The following is a 16,894-nucleotide window of genomic DNA, read 5'->3' as shown; positions in this document are numbered from 1 at the left end:
GCGGAGCATCCCCCTGTTCCTGCAGGTGGAACGTCATCGTGCTGCTGACGCTGACCACGTAAACGGTGTTGCTGTCACGTTGTCGCAGCCCCGCTGGTAGGTTGTCGAAATTCTTCGGTTGGCCCAGAAGCGGTTGCTTTAGCGGCGTTCTGCTTCCCGGCGCTTGGCAAGTTGGGCGCGATACAGATCTTGCGGGGTGAGCTGCTCCGGCGGAATCGGTTCAAACCACCGTCCGCTAAGCATGGTAAGTTCGGTCCCGGTACCAGGTACTCCCACGAAGTTGATCATTTCCGGCGCCCAGTCGGCCGGGGACACGATTGGCCGGTCGGAACGCAGGTTCCACCATGTCGTCCAGGCACCGCAGTGACGCCCCAGGTTAGCGCCACCCCCGGAGTGAAAAATGTTGCTGCCGGCACCGACGTCGATGTCGGTGAACAGGTTTGCGTGATTGGCGTACTTGTGGTGATCGAAGCACAGGTCCTCGCCCCGGCCATTCGCCACGACATTGCCTGCCGATCCGTGCGTCATCGTGATGTCGTGGATGAACTTAGTGCGAAAGTCGAAATCGGTTAACAACAAATCGGTACCGCCCAACGTTATGCCATGGTGACCGGTGCTATTGCGAGTTGGGTGCCGACCTCGATCGGAGATTATCGTGATGCCCTGCAGGGTGTTGTTGCTGCCACTAATGAACATTCCACTATCGGCATTGTGAACCGTCACGTTGCGCACCCAACTGTTTTGCACACCGCTGTAAGCAATTGCATTGTGTCCCAACTCGCTAAAATGGCCCGCATAGTCAGATACTGGGAACTCGAAGGTCAGGTTCTCGATCCCGACTTCTTCTACACTGCTCGCGTCTTCCAGCAAAGTTGGATCCCACTTGATGTCGGCATCGGTCCTCAGTGATCGGTCCAAAGTGATAGTCTGCTGGGCTGGATCCACCTCCAGCACGGTTGCCGCGAAGGTGACATTCTTGCACTTCCCGCGGAGTTTGCTGTAGTTGCCCGGATCGTTGTCGTAAAGATGCTCGATCAGGCTGTGCGTTGGATCGTCTGCCAACCTCAATCGAACAATGTCTCCCACGCCGAAGCTTTCCGGTCGGTCGACATGCAATTGAGTGTCTCCGCGGTGGGCCGTCTTTGTCACCTTTGCCAGCACCTTGGAACTCGGTCGCCCCTTGGCCCAGACGATGCCGCCGGACCAGGAGTAATTCGATGTGGCTTTACCACTGGTGGTTGCGCCCATATTGGGGCGGATTTTCTCCAAGGGGATGGGGGCGAAGATGGTCGTTTGTTGAGGGCCAGCACCCTGCAGAACGGTGCCCGAGTCGCGAATCTCCAAAATGTCGGTAATCAAGTAACGCCCTGGCGGGATGGCAATGACTTTACCTGCCGCCTGGGATAGAGCGCGCTGGAAGGCGGCCGTATCGTCCGTCTCTCCGTCGCCGACTGCACCATAATCCTTGACGCTCGTTTCCGCCTCGCGATCGGGTAGCGAACGTTCTCCGCGATGATATCCAGCGTAAGAAAAGTCCGGCAGTCGACCTACAGGCGACCAGAGTTCCCCCTCTTCGCCCCAAAGTTGCGAGGTCGCCGGGGCATCGGCCTGTGCAAGTGAGCTCGGCGCGTGAAGTAGCCCCAGTACCCCAGCAACCGCCAACCACGCCCCACCAAGTGATCTCAGTGTAATTTGGAATCGCATCATTCGCTCCCTACGGCACACGCGGTCCACTACTGCTGCGCCGGTGGTAGAAGTCCTGGTGTGAAGTCGTCGTGCTTCACCACGCGGCCAAATAAGCCGATGCACTCCGGATTAAACATTGGCCGTTCAATACTTCGGTTCCATCGTAGTCGATCCCACGCTCAGGGATAGGCCAGGCAGGACGACCTGTGGTCAGTCCAGGACCCATGGTTGGCCACCCTGATCGCGATTTGAATCGCCGATTCCTGTGGGGTGCGATGGGGCACCATGGCTTATGCCAGAATCGCATCGATTTGCAGAGACTCCTGACCCACTTCCTGAGAGACCATTTCCGCTGGGAACAGCCGGGTAGCTTACCCTGCCGGCGAAGAATCTACTGTGGCGGCGAGTGAGGCGCGCTACCGCCAAGCTTCCAGTCGCTCGAACTCCAACGGTTTCCGGTTCTCCTTCGCGCTTTCCTTAACGCGCAGATCTCGAATCCGCTTTGTGCTCATTGGCGCAATGTGCATTGCCTACGTAGACTGCGGGCCGCGTCGAACGATGTGCGACGTGGAGAAATAGCGCCGCGGCAACTTCCGGAGTCGTCGATCCGCATGGCATCTTACAGAGGTCGTGGAGCGGCGCTTTATGGCTGGCTCGAAGTTAACAAAGGGACCAATGACCGTCTAAATAGTCATCAGTGAAGCGATAGCAGATCACGATCTGCTTGGCTCGCATGAGTCATGCAGCGGCGGTAATCGCTTCAAAGGAGCTTCCCACGAGCGAAACCTCACCCGACAAATCACGCCTGTCAGCCCCAAAAATGGCCTTCAATCGTGTTGTATCGAGCCGCTCACGAATGCGCCGTAACCTAGCGGCGCAAGCGAAGCACCATCAGGCCGATTGCGCCAAGCCCGGCTAACCACAATGTGGCAGGTTCGGGTATACGGGTTACCTCGATGCCGTTGATCAGCGGAAATGCCTCCAGTGGCGGACCTAGCGAGAATTCTGCCAGAGCGTACTCAATGTCGATCGGCGAAGTGCCATCGGAAGTGACTAAGAAACTAATCGACGCCGGAGGTGCTGCCACGCCGGGGTCACCGTTGCCCATGGAGAACATAGCCGTCTCCACGCCGTTGACCAGCACATTCAGATCTCCCATGAGGTCTTGCGGATCGTGGTGGTACGAAGTGATTTCGTAGACCCCAGCTTCGAGATTGCCGAGCGTGACCATCAGAGACTCGTTCAAGCCACCACTGCGAGCATCGGCCCCGATCCAGTCGATCGCCAGGTCGGCCAGTTCTCCGCTGTAGGTGTTGCCCGTGCGATCAATGGCGCGGGCGTTGCTATCGACGGCCGGGCCGCCCAAAGCAAAGGGTTCGATCTCTACGGTCAGGTCAACCATCCCCGCGTTACCCAGCGCGGAGGCATAAGACTCGGTGCGAGTGACACCATCGGGAGCCCCATCGACACCGTCTACCGCGTCGTAAGACATAAAGCCGGCTTCGGTCATCCCGCCAGTAGCCTGGAAATCGACGTTCAACATGTTGCCACCGGACGCCAATTCAAATCCGTTGACGAGGAAAAAGATACCGCTGGTCGTGGCATACGACAATTTGACGTCGTCGACGCCGTTAGCATCGAACATGTACTGTACCGACGCGGGGTCGTTACCAGCGCCGGGATCGCCGTCGACCATCATGCCGCTGTCCCAGGCGACGCCGTTGACCAGAACATCGAATGTGCCATTGAGGTTGCCGGTATCCTGATGGTACGAGGTCATTGTGTACGTGCCGGCGGCCAAGTCGCTGAGCGTGAACGACATCACCCGGGCGCCGTCGCCGTCGCGGGTGTCGATGCCAATCCAATCTTGGGCGAGGTCGGGAAGATTGCCGCTAGAAACTGTGCTGCGATTAACGGCGCGGCGATTGTCCGGAACTACGGAAATGGGCCGATCTGCCCCCGGCGGAATGCTCACCGTCAGGTCAACGACACCACCAATTCCGATGTCGGATGCGAACTGCTCCGTGCGAGCGACGCCGGTTGGTCCGCTGAGCACCTTGTCAACGGCATTGAACGTCTGGTAACCCGCTTGCGCCGGCGAATCGTCGATACCGACGGTGTTACCAAAGTCGATTAGAAGGTCAGAGGCGACCACCGTGGCGGTCGGGATGAGAAGGGTCAAGAAACCGATACAGCTCAGCGAAGTGAATCTACGTTGCATTACCGCCTCCAGATATGAGTTGCGTCGTCTACGTTAGCGATCCTCTCCAAATACTATCTGTCCGCGCGGCACTACGCACTTATTGCCTAATGCCACCAGCTTGCCTCGGCAGTATGGCCAACAATTCTCTCGATGTCCAGCAATTCGAGGCTTGTCGCGAAGAAAATTCCACCTTTCGCTGAACGATTGCCTTATGCGGCCAGCCGCCGGCGGCGTGCGATTTCGGTACCAGATCGCAAATACACTGGATAAATTCAGTCGGCAGCGGCTCGCTTAACTTCTCGATCTGCCGCATTGAGCCTCGATCCCCAGACCTCGTCGCCGACGGGTCGTTTCCCCCACATTTTCTGAGGAAGCTGAGTACGGCAACTCGACAGGAACACGACTAGATGGTGATTGGCTGGCGTTTCGAATCCTGCGCGCCGGACAATTCTTGCCAGCGGGGCCTCACTGCCGAAGTAGTGTGTCGCCGCCGGTCTTCGCCATGAGTTCTTTCACCGCTTGCTCGTCCACCTCCACGCCAAGACCGGGGCCCGCCGGTGGATACGCTTGGTCGCCTTCGATACGCAAGGGCTTGGCAAGCGGGCTCGCGGTGAGGAACTGTGGACCATTCAGTGCAGCAGGCTTCGTCAGGCCGTACGTGGAATAGAGGGCCAGTGTTGCTGCCAGCGAAATGTCGGGGTCGGTCAGACCACTTCCAAGCCACATCAAGTTGTGTTCCAGACAGAGTTCGATCTGGCGCTTATTGGAAAGCAAGCCGCCGCAGCGTGCCGGTTTCATGGCCACACCATTGAACATGCCTAGCTGGCGAAATTCGCCCAGGTCCGTCGGTGTTACCACGCCCTCGTCCATGAGTATGGGCAGTGCGGCCTGCTGTCTCAGCCGTTGGTAGCCGCGGATCTGATTGGGGCGAAGTGGTGCCTCCAGTACGTCCACTCCGGCGTCCGCCAACAGGGGAGCCGCCTGCAATGCCACCTCCGGCGAGTAACCACCGTTGGCGTCGGCCCACAAGAATCCATCTGGCGCATTGCGGCGCACCCGCTTGGCCAGTTTGACGTCAAATTCGGGATCAGGTGCAACTTTAATGTTGAAATTTCTGAACCCACGCTCTTGGCCTGCGGACATAACGGACTCGACATCATCGAGCGACTTGACGTTTACCGTCCAACTCAATGTGATGGGTCCGCCAGGACTGCGCCCCCACATCTCGGCGAGTGATTGTCCGCGGAGTTTACCGGTCAGATCGTGCAGGGCGATATCCACACCCGATCGGGTAATGGGCATTCCCGTGGAGAATCCAGGTGCGATCGCCCCGTCCATGGCGGCCATGGCCCCTTCGATGTCCGTGGGATCCCGGTCAACAAGCACGGGCGCGTAGTAGTCTCGCAGTGCGACGGTGGCGGTTTCGAGCGTCTCGTAGCTCCACTTGGCGATTGGCAAACTCTCGCCCCAGCCCACCGTACCATCGTCGGCGGTGACTTTGATCACGATGGCCGCCCTTCCAGCGGACCCATGCGGTCCGGTAAAGAACTTGAAGTAGCCAGTCATCGGGTAACGTAGCGGGAATAAATCGATACGTTCTATCTTCACGCCAGGTGTCTCCTTAGCAAATGCAAGCCGCCCAACGGTTCCGGCCACGGCTGTTGCGGTGGTTGCGGCGACAAACTCACGGCGGCTTATTCTCATAGCTGTCCCTCCACGTACTGCTGGTAACGCTCGGCGACGCGTCCAGCAGTTGCATCTCCCTGGTGGACGAAAATCGCAGCCCGTCCCTTTAGTGGCTGTTCGGGCTTGAGCGCAAAGCGAGTTCCACTCAGCCGATCCGGGCGGCGGGGACCAAAAGTGCCGTACTCACGAGTGAGCCACTTGATGGGTTCCGATTGGGTGAAGGAGAACACGGCGACCCCTTCGCTCTTACCTTCGACCGTGTTGGAATAGTCGATCCAGCGAGCATACTTGTCATTGGTCTGCGACTGGCCACGAGCGCCAGTGTCGGACAGAATCTTCCCACCATTTTCGCCGCTGAACTGCGGATGAACGCGAAGATAGGGCCACGCGTAGTGCACCCAGTCGCTAACGATGGTCAAGTCCTCCCTGTCATTTGCGGGACGCAGTTCCCATTGTAAGTCGAGCAAGTACTCACCATTTCCTAATGCCACGACGCGGTGGGTGTGGGTTTCGTGAATGACCGGCGTCGATTCGTTGACGATCCACCGAAGACGCGATGTGAATGTCGCGGTTTGTCCATCAGCTTTTGCATCGGCGAATTCTTCGTGTCGTATGAAGTGCTTGTAGCCCGACTCTGGGACCCCACTCTGGCGGAAGTTCTTGAAACAGTGGTAAAAGTCGACATCAAGTTCACTGCCAATCTTGATGCGATCAGCAATCCACAACGACCGATGGTGTGGGAATGGATCTGGCTTTTGCTCAGTGAGCAATTTGCCCGAAGGACTGCGCAGCGGCCAGATGTGTGGCAGGGCGAACTCGGACGCGTATTGGTAGGTCAGCAGTTCGTGATCGTCGCTAAGAACGGACAGCTTTCCCGTCTCGTCGTCACGTTGCAGCACCAATTCGGCGTCTTGCGCCGCTACGTGATGGCACATTACGAGCAGCGGCAGTAGGCAAAAGCAGGAACGCATTCGAGTTACCTCCAGCTAAGAAGCCATGATCGTTTACGCCCATGGATCGCGATGTTCGTAGTCCAGGGTTTCGTTCGCTTCCTGGTCATCGATGAATTGCTCTGCTTGCGGGTCCCATCTAAGGTTCCGCTCCAGTTTCATCGCTGTGTGCGCAAGCACACAAATGGTATTTGATCGATGGCCTGTTTCGACCGGGCAGATTGGGTCCTCGCGACTGCGCATGCAATCCAGGAAGTTGCCCATGTGGTTGTTGCTGACATACAGACGCGTTTCGTCGTCGCCGATTTGGCTCTTCAGCACTTCCGGGTGTTCCGCCTCGATAAAACCGCGTCCGACGGTAAGCCAGCCGTCACTCCCTTCGAAGGTTACACCAGGGTCTCCGTTCACGGCGATGAGTTCCACGCCATCGGAATATCGTCCGTGGGCTTGGAAACCGACGTGAACATTGAACAGTCCCCGATCGGGGAACTCGCCGGTGGCTTCCATCTCGATAGGTCCGGAGTCGTCCGATCCGTGACCCCACTGCGCGATGTCGAACATGTGCGAACCCCAACCGGTAATCATGCCGCGGCAGTAAGGTTCGATCTGCAACCACCCTGGACGGGCGCCGATGCTCGATTGGGAATGTACGCGGTCTTCGGTATATTCGGCCAGTGGCGTGGGACCAAGCCAAAGGTTGTAGTTGAGGTTGCCTGGCACCTCCATGGGCGTCGGGTCTCCTGTCCCTTTGTCGGTCGGCACGCGGACGACGATTCTTTGCAATTTGCCAAGGCGTCCGTTGCGCACCAGTTCGCAGGCGTGGCGGAAATTCTTATCCGAACGTTGTTGCGAGCCGGTCTGCAATACGACGTTGTTGCGACGTACCGCTTCGATTAATTGCTGACCCTCACCAATCGTATAAGTAAGAGGTTTCTGCACGTAGATGTCTTTGCCAGCTTTCGCTGCAGCGACAGCCACGGGACCGTGCCAGTGGTCGGGGGTCGAGATGGTAACGCCGTCGATGTCGGAGCGTGCCAGTAGTTCGCGATAGTCGTCGAAGATCTCAACCTCGGCAGGCGATTCGTCCGGCGTTTTCTCAACGTAAAACTCCTTCACGACTCGCTGGGCGTGCTGCGAGCGATTGCGGTCGGCATCGCACACGGCGACCACCCGCGCTCGGGCCCCCGGGCGAAGCCCATTGCTGAGGACTGCCTGCATGTCACCGTGCCCCATGCGACCGTTGCCAATGCAACCGATCCTCAATGTATTGCTGGGGGCGTCTTTGCCAAAGACGCGCGGTGATACGATTGCTGGGAGTGCGAGACCGGACGCACCGAGGAGCGTGGCCTTGGCGAAGTCGCGGCGATTAATTCCTGACTTACTCATAGTATCCTCCGAACGGGGCTAGTCCTCTACTTCGTCGAACGATTCATGCTCTGCTTGCAGTCGTTTTGCATCCCACTGACCGGGATGCGCGATGAGGCGATAGCGGAGCTTCAGTTCCTTGTTTTCTTGCAGCTTTAGCGGGTTGTCATGCAGCAGTGCGGCGTTGATGTAGCCGATTCCATTTGGATAGCGAATGACGTACCACTTAGTTGGGTACCGGGGATTCGAGGCGTGATCGAGGAAGGCCAGCCCAATCGGCTGCCCGTCGATGGTTCCGTTGTAGTCCACGGCCACCCCTGATTCGCGATGACGATGGTCGGTACCAAACTCGAGCGTTCCCTCAACACCAATGGCTTGCCGGTCCGTCAATTCCTTTGCGAAGCGAACCGACAATCCCGCGTAGCCTCCACCCCTTCCCTGCCTTGCCGGAGTGCGGTCGAGCGTCACGTCAGCGAGCGCTGTAAAATGCGAAGTCCAATCGATCGATAATTCACCAGAGTCTGACGGTGGAGAGATGTCAATCGTGCGCCGCTCGACGAGAAGTGTCTGGTCACCGTCCGCTGGCCCGTAACGGAGATCCATTTCTATGGTCGCTGAAAAGTCATCGCGTGTCTCGATTTGCGGTTGCGACCACGACGTTTTCCCATCGGGCTTGCCCGTCTTGGGGTTGAGCTCCCAGTAGTTGACTCCATCGATGTACTTCCAACTGAACCACACTCCGTGGTGCCAGACATGATCCGGAGGGCTATTCCAAGTTAACGTTCGCCCATCCACAGAAACGGGGTGAAAGTAGGGCTTGGCCAGCTTGCTGCCATAGTTGAATTGCCAGACGACTTGTTCGCCGTCGAGCAAGGCAACGTCGGAATCCGTTTGTCGCCAACTGAACGCAGTTGAGTCGGTGTTAGCTGCGTGCGAATAGGAGAGGCAAGCAGTCAACACGACAGTTGCGACACCCGCAGCGAGGTAAGAAGACGATTGATGGACAAGCACAAGGTGTCGATTGCGCATCTGGTGCCCCTTGGAGTTGGTTAATACAAAACACCATCACAAGTCGAAACGACTCAGTGTTGCTGAGGGAACCGCTTTCGAACGCATCGGGCCAAAAGGGTCGGCTTGCTGGCACACCATTCGGACCTGGTTGCCCGCTACTAGCAATTGGGGTTGCCTGTGCAAATCTCTCGCCCGGTTCTCCTGTGGCGCTGAATCATTCTCAAGAACCGCTCCAATCGGTTGGGAGAGTTCCCGTGTTCAGCATCTCGAATCCCCAGGCGATATGCAAGTCGTTTTTCTCACCTGTCCTGGACGATCTTTGGTTTCTGAAGCGAATGAAGTTCACCTTGTCGACAGTTGAGCGAATGGTCAGCGAGGCGATGTGTGCGATTGCGGCACAAGGTGCGTCACTTTCGTCAATTATTTCGGAACGCAGGAGCCCCAGCTGAACACGACCGCGAATGCGCCAGTTACGCTGCAAAGAAAATGCACGAACACCGACCGACCTATTCCAACAGGAAGTGGAGCTGCATTCCTGTGCATTGACGAGCGCACGTCAGCGCAACAGGCGCCCGAACTCCATGGCGCCGCAACCGTGAGGATGGCGAGCAAGCAGGCGGACGACGGTTCGGGCACTGCGACATTGGTAAATGCCACCGCATGGAGTTGGGAACGATTATCGTCGTCGCTCCGCTGCCCGTCTGCTGTGCATCCAAGGCGGACCAGCCAGTCTCGGTGATGGAATTGTCGGCGCCGTTGATGTCGATCAGGTAGCTCTGACTATAGCCGGAAGTTGCCGACGCGAAGATTCAATTGCTGCTGACAAGGAGAATGATCTAAAACGGCGTATCGCTAGACTATCCCCCGTCGAACAGGTGCTTGGGGGGTTTGCTCTATGTCCACAGAAGTCTCAGCAAAGAAAATGCCCATCAAGAAAACCAGAAGAATAGGCTATGACCGATCTCCCACGGTTTTCGGTCCGCCGGACGTGACTATAGTAAGCATCTCGGAGAATGTGAAGGAAAATGGACGAAGTGTATCGATTTCGTCTTGGCGGCTAAACGCAGGTGAGGGTGAGAGAAGGGCCCATTCTTGCAAGCGATATCCTGCAAGAATACGACTTTTCGTTTGCGTTGCGCCGGACGATGGACTTCAAATCGCCGGGCGTCATGCCGTTGCTGACTGAAGTGGTAAGCCATATTCGCCAGTCGTCAATACACATGTGTCACCGATGCCCGATGATGCTCCGCAACCCACTTGGCTTGGCAAGACGCCGCCTCGGCGAATGAAGCGAAGTGGCGGTGCTGGATTCGATTGCGGGTTCAAACGCGTACGATTTTTGGCAACTTTCTGGACGCTGATTGGGGGTTGTGGGTTAAGATGCGAAGTAGCTTGTGTTTACTCCGCAAGAAAATTCGCTCCGGACTGGCAGGTGGGAACCTTGGCGTGAAGTACTCTTTTCTGCGTTTCGAAGAACTTGAACAGCGGCACCTTCTTGCCGCCGATCCTGTCATTTCTGAGTTGCTTGCAGCGAACGATGGTTCGCTGCAGGACGAAGACGGCGAGTTCGCTGATTGGATCGAAATCAATAACCGCGGCGATCAGGCGATCGATCTGGCGGGGTGGTATCTCACGGATGATGAGGAGGATCTGACCAAGTGGCAGTTTCCTTCGCACTTCCTCCAGGCGGGGGAGTATCTGGTCGTTTTTGCATCGGGCAAGGACCGCGATATTAGCGGCAACCAGTTCCATACGAATTTCGCCATGTCCGCCGATGGGGAGTACCTGGCGCTGGTGCAACCTGATGGGCAAACAATCGCCAGCGAGTTTGCACCCGAATTCCCACCTCAGCGGGACGACGTGTCGTATGGGATAGGCAGCGAGTACCTGGCGACCACCGAGTTGGTTGGTTTCGGTTCCCCCGTAGACGCGGTGGTGCCAGCGGATTCGTCGTTGGGATCGAGTTGGGTTTCCCCCGGTTTTGCGCCCGACGCCAGTTGGCTCTCGGGGACGGTGGCAGCCGGCTATCAGGAGAATGTGATCGAAGAACCCTCGGTGGTGCTATTGCAGATCGACTTCAACGACCGAGGCGCCAGCAATCAGACGCATGCCGGGTTCGCCCCTTACGTAATTAACAGCGGGAGTGAAACGCAGTTCGGTTCGGTCACTCGAAACTTTGGCGCCTACAACGTGACGATCGACGACGCGTCGGGTGGAGAGGGTTTTCAAGATCGCTATCGCGGCGGCAGCCCTCCGAACAATGGCGATTTCGATGAGAGTCTGTTACTGACAGATTTTGTGTTCTCCAGCGATCAAGATTCCGGCGGGTTCGACGTGACCATCGACGGACTCACTCCTGGAAGCGTCCATACAGTGACCCTGTGGTCGTACGACGAAGTAAGTGGAGGCGCGGATCGTGTGTCCGATTGGACCGCGAACGGAGTGGTAGTTCAGGAGGACTATACCTTCCGCGGGGGCAATTCGCCGACGGATAACGACCGCTACAAGATGGCCGTGGTGGTAGAAGCCAACGCGCAAGGGGAGATTCAACTTCAGGGGCGGCGCGACCAAGAGCTTTCTTCCAGCTTCGCCGTGTTCTTAAATGCGTTGCGACTGGAGACAGGTGATACGCTGCACTCCACTGGTGGTGCTCAACAAGTGCTGCGCGTCGACTTCGACGATCGCACCCAAGGTGAGTCAGGACAGTCGAATACCGAGTTCGGCTACTCGCAGATGACACTCGACGAGAACGGGTCGACGTTCGATGGCGTGAAGCTGACATTCTCGCCGTTCAATGGCGGTGCACTTGACGATCGCGACCGCCCCTTGCCGCCAGAAAGTGGCGACTTCACGCTCGACCAGATTTACGACGATCACATCCTCTCCACGGGCGCTGCCGGGTCGGGGCTCGAACTGCTGGTCGAAGGCCTGGTGCCAGGTGTGGAATACGACGTGCTGCTGCGGGTGTTCGATTCCGAAGCCGGGGGCCCTAGATCCTCCACCTGGACCGAAGAGAGCAGCGGCGGGTCGGTGGACATCCAGTCGCCCTATGTCTTCGATGGCGATATCAATCCCACCGATAACGACAGCTACACCATGAAGGCCACCCTGGTTACTTCCGCCCAGGGTACTCTGTTGATCCGTGGAGTGCAGAACGAGGCGAACCGCAGCGTGGCCCTGTGTGGAATCGAACTCTCCAGGGCTACTTTTGAGGGGCTGGTGGGGCTGGACCTTGGCGGCGAGATGCACGATAGCAACGCATCGGCCTACCTGCGTCATGAGTTCAGCGTGACCGATCTCGATAGTGTGGATCAGTTGCTGCTGGGCATGCGCTACGATGCAGGGTTTGTGGCCTACCTGAACGGACAGGAGGTAGCGAGACGCTTTGCCCCAACGGCCGCGGGCGTGCCTCCCGCGTACAATGCAGCAGCAACATTGGAGCGTAGTACTCCAGAGGCGCTAGCCGTTGAGGATTTCGACCTGACAGCCTTCAAATCGCTACTCAACGAAGGGAGCAACAATGTCCTCGCGATTCATGGCCTGAACAGCGAGGCAGGCGACCAGGATTTTCTGATTCTGCCAACGCTGCAATCCATCACCACCTCGGAGGAGGGATTCCGATACTTCCTCACCCCGACTCCCGGCAGCGTGAATGGAGAGGGGGTGTTAGGTTTTACCGACTTGGTGGATGTTTCGGTTCCACGGGGAATCTACGACACGCCTTTCAGTGTCGAGCTGACAACATCCACACCAATGGCGACCATCTACTACACAACGGACGGCAGTTTGCCCGCAGCGACAAATCCCGCTGCTTCCATCTATTCGACGCCGATCGACATCGACTCGACAACCACCTTGCGAGCCGTGGCGACCAGCGTGCAATTTGCCGATTCGTCGTCGATTAGTTCGACCTACGTCTTCCTGCAAGATGTACTAGTACAAGATCCGCTTAGCGACCCCACTGCGCCCGACTATCCGCTGTTCTGGCAGGCGAACGCTGCAGGCGACTATGGGGTCGATCCGCGCATTGTCGCGGACTGGGATGATAACAACCCGGCCAACACGGACTTTGGTATTCGCGAAGCTCTCCAATCGATCCCTACCATGTCTATCGTGCTGGACCATGACGATTTGTGGGATTCAGCCAATGGGATTTATCCCAACGCCACCAGCGAAGGTTCGGCCTGGCGACGTCCGGGGTCGATCGAGTATTTCGATCCGGCAACCGGCGAGAACTTCCAGCACAACGTTGGGGTGCAGATGCACGGTAGCGCAAGTCGCGACAACAACCGGCTGAAGAAACACTCGTTCCGCTTGATTTTCAATCCCGAGTTCGACGGACCAGGACGACTCGAGTATCCCCTGTTCGACAACACCGACTTTGCGGACATCAATACCGTAGTCATGCGGGCGTCGTTCACCGACAGCTTCGCAACTCGCACCGTTTCGGGACGCTACTCGCCGCTCGATTCCACCTACACGCGCGATGTATTTATGCGCGATACCCAGCTCGCCATGGGAAGTCTGTCGCCCAGCAGCACCTACGTCCACCTGTACATCAATGGGCTCTACTGGGGACTCTACAGCCCAGCCGAACGGACGGACGATGCCTTCCTGGCAGCGCACTTGGGAGGCGAAGAGGAAGATTGGGATATTGTTCGCGACTTCAACGAGCTCTACCGTGGAAATCGCGATGTTTATGACCAGATGTTCGCCATTTCGCGTCAAATCGACTCCGCCAATTCAACCACGGCAAACACGTTGTTCCAAGCACTGCAGGGACGCAATGCCGATGGCAGTGATGACCCGAGTGGCACGGTGTATTTGGACGTCGACAACTTTATCGACTACATGATTCTCCATTTGTATGCGGGTGTCGAAGACTGGCCGTCGCACAACTGGGTGGCCGCTCGCAACCGAGTGGACCCTGGCACTGGTTATCAGTTCTTCACTTGGGATCAAGAGATCGCCCTGGACGGCCGATTCCGCGATCGCACCGAAGCCAGCAACACGTCGACACCCGGTGAACTGTTTGTCAATTTGCGCAACAGTTCGGAGTTTCGCCTCCGATTCGCCGACCGGGTGCAGAAGCACATGTTCAATGAGGGAGAGTTGACCACCGAGGCCAACACTGAGCGGTGGTTGGCAAGAGCCGAGCAGGTTGAGGCCGCCATTATTGGCGAATCGGCTAGATGGGGCGACGCACGAGAAGGCGAGGTGGTTAACGTGCCTCCCTCGACGGTAGTCCCCTTGATGACCGTCGATCATTGGCGACAGTCGATCGATGAAGTGGTGGGCTATTTTCCCCAAAGCCACAACCTTGCCATCAGTCGATTCACTTCCGATGGGCTATTTCCCACGATTTCCGCTCCACAATTCAACCAGTACGGCGGCCTGGTTTCTTCCGGCTTCGATTTGACCATGGACAGCCCGTCGGGGGGAACCATCTACTACACCTTGGATGGTCAGGATCCGCGCCTGCTCGGCGGAGGTGTGAACATCGGTTCGGCCGCAGCGTATTCCAGCTCGCTCGACATCACGCAGTCGGTTACCGTCAAGGCGCGGACGCTCGTGGGTGGCACCTGGAGTCCCCTGAGCGAAGCCACCCTGCTGGTGGCCACGTCGGGATCGCAGGGGGTGGTGATCAGCGAGATCAACTACCATCCCTATGACCCGACCCCCAGTGAGTCCGCTGCTCTGCCGGGCGTGGTGGGCGATGACTTTGAGTTTATCGAGGTCCTGAACACCCACCCATCGCAGACGGTCAATCTGCTGAACATGTCTTTGGCGAATGGCTTGAGCTACACATTCGGTAATGTCTCTCTTGCTGCGGGTGAAAGAGCGGTCGTCGTCGAGGATATCGCTTCTTTCCAGGCGCGCTATGGGACCGAGATTCCGATCCTGGGAGAGTGGAGTGGCGGAGTCAGCAACTCGGGCGAGACGCTCGAGCTGCGCGATGGTGTGGGCAACGTTCTGGTCTCGGTTTCCTATCTCGATGGGAACCCCTGGAGCGAAGCCCCCGATGGAAACGGGGCGACGCTCGAACTGACCGATCCCTACAACACGCCCCCCAGCGAACTGGGCAAATGGTATAGCTGGCGGGCCAGTACCGAATGGGGTGGCACGCCGGGTGCCGCCGGCGCGGGGCCGATGGGCGTCGTGATCAACGAGGTGCTGTCGCACGCGACAACGCCCGAACTTGATGCGATCGAGTTGTACAACAGTACCAATCATGATATCGACATCGGCGGCTGGTATCTGAGCGACGCCGGTGGGACTTTGCTGAAGTACCCCATTCCCGGCGGCACCGTCCTGGCTGCCGGGGCGTATATGGTGTTCGACGAGAACGATTTCAATCCGGCTGTGCCGAGTGGCGGTCAGATTCCGTTTGCGCTGGATGCCGAACAAGGCGACGACGTGTATCTCGCGATTCCCGACGGGCTGGGGGGCGCGAGCGCTATCGTCGACTCGGTCGACTTTGGCGCTACGTTTAATGGCCAAACATTGGGGCGAGTGACTGACGGCTCGGGCCGCTTGGCACCACTTGCCAGCAATTCGCTGGGCGAAGTGAACGGACCGCACGCGCCGAGCGGTCTGATCATCTCGGAAGTCGAAGCGGACGCAGGCAATCCCTCGCCGGGGGCGCAGTCCCTCGACCCCACGTTGACTTCCGACGAACTGCGGTTCATCGAGTTGTATAACGGATCGTCTGCGCCAATAGATCTCGCCAACTACATGTTGGATGGAGACGTGCTGTTCGCGTTCGAGCCGGGAGAAACGCTCGCCGCGGGCGAGGCCCTTGTGGTGGTCGGGTTTGATCCCCAGGCCGACGCTAGCAAGGCGAGCGCCTTCCGGGCCCACTACGGGGTTGCAGGAGATGTGACTTTAGTGGGCCCCTATTCGGGAAGTTTGCTGCCCTCTGGATCGCGGATCGAGCTGCAGGCCCCCGACGCCCCACCGCCTGATGCCCCCGATTTCATCCCGTTAGTCCTGATCGACGAGGTGCTATACGACGACCAAGCCCCCTGGCCAACGACGTCCGACGCGGGTTTCTCGCTACAGCGCAGTGCCGCCACCGCCTTCGGCAACGACGGGCAATCGTGGCGGGCACTGGCTGCCAGCCCGGGCAGTGTTGGGTTCACCGCCGAGATGGGCGACTTTACCGGCGACGGTGTGGTGGATCTCGAAGACCTGGAGATGCTGGCCGAAGCGGTGGAAAGCGGAAGTTCGCTGGCTTACTTCGACCTGAACAACGACCTTGCGGTCACGTTAGCCGATGTGACGTACTTGATTGATGTCATCGTCTCACCAATCCCAGGCGACTACGACTGGAATGGAGTGGTGGACACGGCAGACTACGCCGAATGGAAGAGTCGATTTGGCACGACCGTTTACCTGAACGCCGACGGAAACGCCAGCGGGGTGGTTGATCTTGGCGACTATGTGGTTTGGAGAAACAACCTGGGGGCGACGGCCCCTTCGCCCGCCTCGCTTGTGGTTGCCGCCACTCCGCAGGAGCTCGAGCCTGCTTCGGTGCTCGTGTCGTACAGCGGGGCTGAGAGCCAGGTGGACAACGGCCTGGCGACGGCTCGCCAGCCTCGGGAGTCTTCGCCCGACGCCTTAAGATCGCCCGTGGGCGTTGCCCCAGTTCCATACCCCCCTCGCGAGTGGAGGGGATTTGCGCAAGGCAGGCCTGAGATCACCGCAATCCCGGAAACGAGCGGCGAATTTCATCGCAATGACCTGGAGATTTTGTTAGCTTCCAATGATAGACGGACTGAACCGTCGCACACCCCTCATCGCTACTCCTCCCTCCGCTGCGGTCTGGACGAGAGGAATGATGACGAAGACACCGAGGTTGAAGTGGCTGCATTAGATGATGCCTTTGCGGTGCTTTAGGCGAAGCTGGGAAGACGACCCGCAAACAAAAACTATCACCCTCTGCAAAAAACGTATGCATTCGCGTGATGAGTCGGGTGTGCGAACAACTTGT

7 protein-coding genes are annotated in these 16,894 nt (G+C 58.0%); 1 reads left to right on the top strand and 6 read right to left on the bottom strand.

Annotated elements, in window-relative coordinates; translation table 11 throughout:
• Positions 1-138: 138 nt before the first annotated feature.
• The 6 genes from NG895_RS15465 to NG895_RS15440 form a co-directional block, all read right to left on the bottom strand.
• On the bottom strand, positions 139-1,704 hold the full coding sequence (locus NG895_RS15465; protein WP_252853425.1) for a glycoside hydrolase family 55 protein: 1,566 nt from the start codon (positions 1,702-1,704) through the stop codon (positions 139-141).
• A gap of 850 nt (positions 1,705-2,554) precedes the next feature.
• Positions 2,555-3,907 (bottom strand): PEP-CTERM sorting domain-containing protein, encoded by a 1,353-nt coding sequence (locus tag NG895_RS15460; protein WP_252853424.1) that lies wholly within the window; start codon positions 3,905-3,907, stop codon positions 2,555-2,557.
• 447 nt (positions 3,908-4,354) lie between these two features.
• Positions 4,355-5,593, bottom strand: a complete 1,239-nt coding sequence (locus NG895_RS15455) for a mandelate racemase/muconate lactonizing enzyme family protein (protein WP_252853423.1) — start codon at positions 5,591-5,593, stop codon at positions 4,355-4,357.
• Complete coding sequence (locus NG895_RS15450) at positions 5,590-6,546, bottom strand: DUF6807 family protein (RefSeq protein WP_252853422.1); 957 nt, start codon at positions 6,544-6,546, stop codon at positions 5,590-5,592. Before NG895_RS15450 ends, NG895_RS15455 begins: the two co-directional genes overlap by 4 nt.
• 33 nt (positions 6,547-6,579) lie before the next feature.
• Positions 6,580-7,911, bottom strand: coding sequence for a Gfo/Idh/MocA family protein (locus NG895_RS15445; RefSeq protein ID WP_252853421.1), 1,332 nt, complete (start codon positions 7,909-7,911; stop codon positions 6,580-6,582).
• Between the two features lie 18 nt (positions 7,912-7,929).
• Positions 7,930-8,919 carry a DUF6807 domain-containing protein gene (locus tag NG895_RS15440; protein WP_252853420.1) on the bottom strand — a complete coding sequence of 330 codons (990 nt, stop codon included), beginning with the start codon at positions 8,917-8,919 and terminating at the stop codon, positions 7,930-7,932.
• Positions 8,920-10,347: 1,428 nt separating this feature from the next.
• Between NG895_RS15440 and NG895_RS15435 the strand changes: the two genes are divergently transcribed.
• Positions 10,348-16,800, top strand: coding sequence for a lamin tail domain-containing protein (locus NG895_RS15435; protein WP_252853419.1), 6,453 nt, complete (start codon positions 10,348-10,350; stop codon positions 16,798-16,800).
• The last annotated feature ends 94 nt before the right edge of the window (positions 16,801-16,894 follow it).

The sequence above is a fragment of the Aeoliella straminimaris genome (genome assembly GCF_024054565.1).
GTDB classification, from domain to species: domain Bacteria; phylum Planctomycetota; class Planctomycetia; order Pirellulales; family Lacipirellulaceae; genus Aeoliella; species Aeoliella straminimaris.
Note: the sequence above shows the minus strand (reverse complement) of the source record. Positions and strands in the feature narration are given on the sequence as shown.

Coding starts and splice junctions, on each gene's coding strand:
- NG895_RS15465 (WP_252853425.1), bottom strand. CDS start 1,704: ATGCGATTCCAAATTACACTGAGATCACTTGGTGGGGCGTGGTTGGCG.
- NG895_RS15460 (WP_252853424.1), bottom strand. CDS start 3,907: ATGCAACGTAGATTCACTTCGCTGAGCTGTATCGGTTTCTTGACCCTT.
- NG895_RS15455 (WP_252853423.1), bottom strand. CDS start 5,593: ATGAGAATAAGCCGCCGTGAGTTTGTCGCCGCAACCACCGCAACAGCC.
- NG895_RS15450 (WP_252853422.1), bottom strand. CDS start 6,546: ATGCGTTCCTGCTTTTGCCTACTGCCGCTGCTCGTAATGTGCCATCAC.
- NG895_RS15445 (WP_252853421.1), bottom strand. CDS start 7,911: ATGAGTAAGTCAGGAATTAATCGCCGCGACTTCGCCAAGGCCACGCTC.
- NG895_RS15440 (WP_252853420.1), bottom strand. CDS start 8,919: ATGCGCAATCGACACCTTGTGCTTGTCCATCAATCGTCTTCTTACCTC.